Annotated in this window: 2 protein-coding genes and 2 pseudogenes; 3 read left to right on the forward strand and 1 reads right to left on the reverse strand. The window is 72.4% G+C overall.

Annotated elements, in window-relative coordinates:
- A pseudogene (locus FV230_RS30055) lies at positions 1-1407 on the forward strand (ABC transporter ATP-binding protein); the annotation flags it as partial.
- A 42-nt stretch (positions 1408-1449) separates the two neighbouring features.
- Positions 1450-2151: a hypothetical protein gene (locus tag FV230_RS26700; RefSeq protein WP_147844528.1), complete on the forward strand. Its 702-nt coding sequence runs from the start codon at positions 1450-1452 to the stop codon at positions 2149-2151.
- A 103-nt stretch (positions 2152-2254) separates the two neighbouring features.
- Here FV230_RS26700 and FV230_RS26705 read toward each other — a convergent pair whose 3' ends face one another.
- Positions 2255-2512: a hypothetical protein gene (locus FV230_RS26705; RefSeq protein WP_147729370.1), complete on the reverse strand. Its 258-nt coding sequence runs from the start codon at positions 2510-2512 to the stop codon at positions 2255-2257.
- Between the two features lie 224 nt (positions 2513-2736).
- Here FV230_RS26705 and FV230_RS26710 point away from each other — a divergent pair.
- A pseudogene (locus FV230_RS26710) lies at positions 2737-2938 on the forward strand (FAD-binding oxidoreductase); the annotation flags it as partial.

Here is a 2938-nt window from a genome sequence, read left to right on the forward strand (position 1 = left end):
GTGCGGATCGGCGGCGCGGACGTCGCCACGCTGCCGCAGGCCCGCCGGGCCCGCGCGCTCGCCTATGCCGGGCCGGAGCCGGTGCTGTTTCCCGGCACGATCCGCGACAACCTCGCCTACGGCCTGCGCCGGCGCCCGGTGATCCGCGACGACGCCGGCAGCCCGGAGCGTGCGCGGCGCCGGCGCGCGGAGGCGCGGCGGACCGGAAACCCGGTCGAGGATGCGAGCGATCCCTGGATCGACTACGCCGCCCTGGGCCTGGCGGACGCCGCCGCCCTCGACGCGCGGATGCTCGACCTGCTGCAGCGCCTCGGGATGGGCGACGACCTCTACCGCTTCGGCCTCAGCGCCTACAGCCTGGTGCACCACGAGTCCGAGCCCGGGCGTCGGGTCGTCGCCGCGCGCCGGCACCTGCAGCAGCACTTCGCGGCCGCGGGCATGGCGGACCTCGTGATCCCGTTCGATCCGCGCCGCTACAACGAGCAGGCGACGATCGCGGAGAACCTCCTGTTCGGCGTGCCGACCGTTCCGGAACTGACCGGGCGCAACCTCGCGTCCGAACCGCGCTTCCGCGCTGCCCTCGACAAGCTGTTCCTGCTCGACGACCTCGCCCGGATGGGCGTGGCGATCGCCCGGAACCTGGTCGACATCTTCCGCGACGTGCCACCGGGCCATCCGCTGTTCCGCAGGTTTTCGCTGATCGCGCCGGACGAGCTGCCGGTCTTCGAGCAGCGGCTCTCGGCCCTCGGTGCCGACGAGGCGCCGCCGGCGGCCGACAACGAGGCGTTCCTCGCCCTCGCCCTGGCCTACGTCGAGCCGCGCCAGCGGCTCGGCCTCCTCGATGCGCCTTATCGGGCGCGGCTGGTGGCGGCGCGCTACACGGTCCGCGAGGCGCTTCGACGGGAGGACGGCACCGAGGACGTCGAGCCCTACGATCCCGAGCGAATTAACCGGCACAGCTCGATCCTCGATGCGCTGCTCTTCGGGCGGATCAACACCGCGCGGATGCACGGCGAAGCCGAGATCCAACGCCAGGTCCGCCTCGTCGTGCAGGAGTTCGACCTGGAACGCCGCATCCGCCTGCGCGGGCTGGATTTCCCCGTCGGCAACCGCGGCCGCCTGCTCACCCCGCGCCAGCAGGCGCTCGTCGACCTCGCCCGCGCGATCCTGCGGCGGCCGGAGATCCTGGTGGTCGACGGAACGATCCCGCATCTCGACGGCGGCGCATCGGCCCTGATCGCGGCCGTCACCAGCGGCGGGCCGCAGATCAGCCTCGTCGCGGTCGCGGCGACGGAAGCCGAGGCGGCGCCGTTCCCGGTTCGTCTGCGCTTCGACACGACCGGTTCGGTCCGCGTCGAGACCGCGCCGGAGCCGGAGGTCTCGGTGCCGACCGCGCGTTCGGCCTGAGGCGGCGCGTGAAACGCCGGCTTTCTGCCTGGAATTTCCGTGTTGGAAACCGATTCCGCACTGTCGTCTCGACAGAATGCCGAAGAAGCGTCATGGAATACGGTACGCGTCCGCGCGTTCCTGTCCAAATCCAAGAGAATCATACGCCGCATGTTGCGCAGCCGTGTGCGACGGTCCTTTACCGTCGAGGTCAAGTCGAAGAACCGCCACTCCCTGTCCTGGCCGGATGATCCTACCCCGGCGCCCCTGAACTGGGCCGCGCTCGATCCGGCGCCCGAGACGCCGTCGCCGTTCGATACGGTCTGGCCCGACCAGGCCGCCGCCCCCGCGCCGCCGGTGCCGGCGGAGAAGCCTCGGCGAATCCTGCAGAGCCTGATCGTGGCGGAGCCCGAGCCCGAGGTGGCCGAACCCGTGATCGAGCGCGAGCTTCGGCTTCCGCGCGTGAAGCGGGTGAAGCCTCCGCAGATGCGGTCCGAAAGCCCGCGCGCCGAAGCCGGCCGTTCGGATCAGGCACGATCCAAAATGGTGCGCCCCGATGCGATCTGGTCGTTCGCCGACATCGCGGACGCGTCCTCGGAGCCGGCCGTCGCTGCCCCGGCGATCCCGGCTCCGCCGGTGACCGCCGTAGCTCCGGTCGCCGCAGCGCCTGTCGTGATGCGCAGGCCGACGAAGTCGCGACCGACCGAACCCGCCCTCGCGCCGGGCCAGCGCTGGAAGCGGCGCCTGCCGCGCTCCTGCCGCTAGCCGACGTTCGTGCGAGCCGGGCGCCGGCTCGCTCCATGCGACGGCACCCGTCGCACGAACGTCCTGTGATCCGGGGATCCTGGTCGCGGCCAGGCGCGGGGCGTCAGGCCGCCCGGCGCACGGCGTAGCGATAGCGGCGCCCCTCCGCGTCGAGCAGCTCGCTGTCGGAGGTCTCGCGCCAGACCACGTCGTCCTCGGGCCGCGCCGCATCGGTCAGCTCGGTGCCGCGCACGATGCTGAGCGCGATGCCGAAACCGTAATTGGTCGCCGTCGCCTCGGTGATGGCCGAGCCGATGTCGGCTTCGTCCGGCAGGCAGGCGAACAGGACGCCGTCGGCGATGGCGAGCGTGTAGGTTCCCATGGCGCGCTCCGCGGTTTTCGAAGCGCCGGACCGTATGAGCTCTTTCCGGCCGTGGAAGGGCGAGGGGTGGGATGCTGCAATCCGGCGGGCGGCGGTTGCCCGCGGGAGCCGCATCGATCCCCCGAACGCAGGTACGGAATGTCACGCCGCCGGCTTCGTCCGCGCACGCGATCGTGTAGACCGTCCTCGCCCGATCCCATGATCGCCGAACGCCGCGCACGCCCATGACGGACCCGCTTCTCGACCGGCTCACCGACATCCTCGGACCCGACGGCCTCGTCGTCGGCGACGAGCTCGCGAGCCGACCCGCGAGCTGGACCCGTGCCGACGAGCCTTGCGCCGCGGCCGCGCTCGTCCGCCCCCGCAGCACCGAGCACGTCTCGGCGGTGCTCGCCGCCTGCCACGCGGCGGGGCGCGCCGTCGTCC

The sequence above is a fragment of the Methylobacterium sp. WL6 genome (assembly GCF_008040095.1).
Lineage (GTDB): Bacteria > Pseudomonadota > Alphaproteobacteria > Rhizobiales > Beijerinckiaceae > Methylobacterium.

Excerpts from the sequence above, each read along its gene's own strand:
- FV230_RS26705 (WP_147729370.1), bottom strand. The coding sequence starts at position 2,512 with ATGGGAACCTACACGCTCGCCATCGCCGACGGCGTCCTGTTCGCCTGC.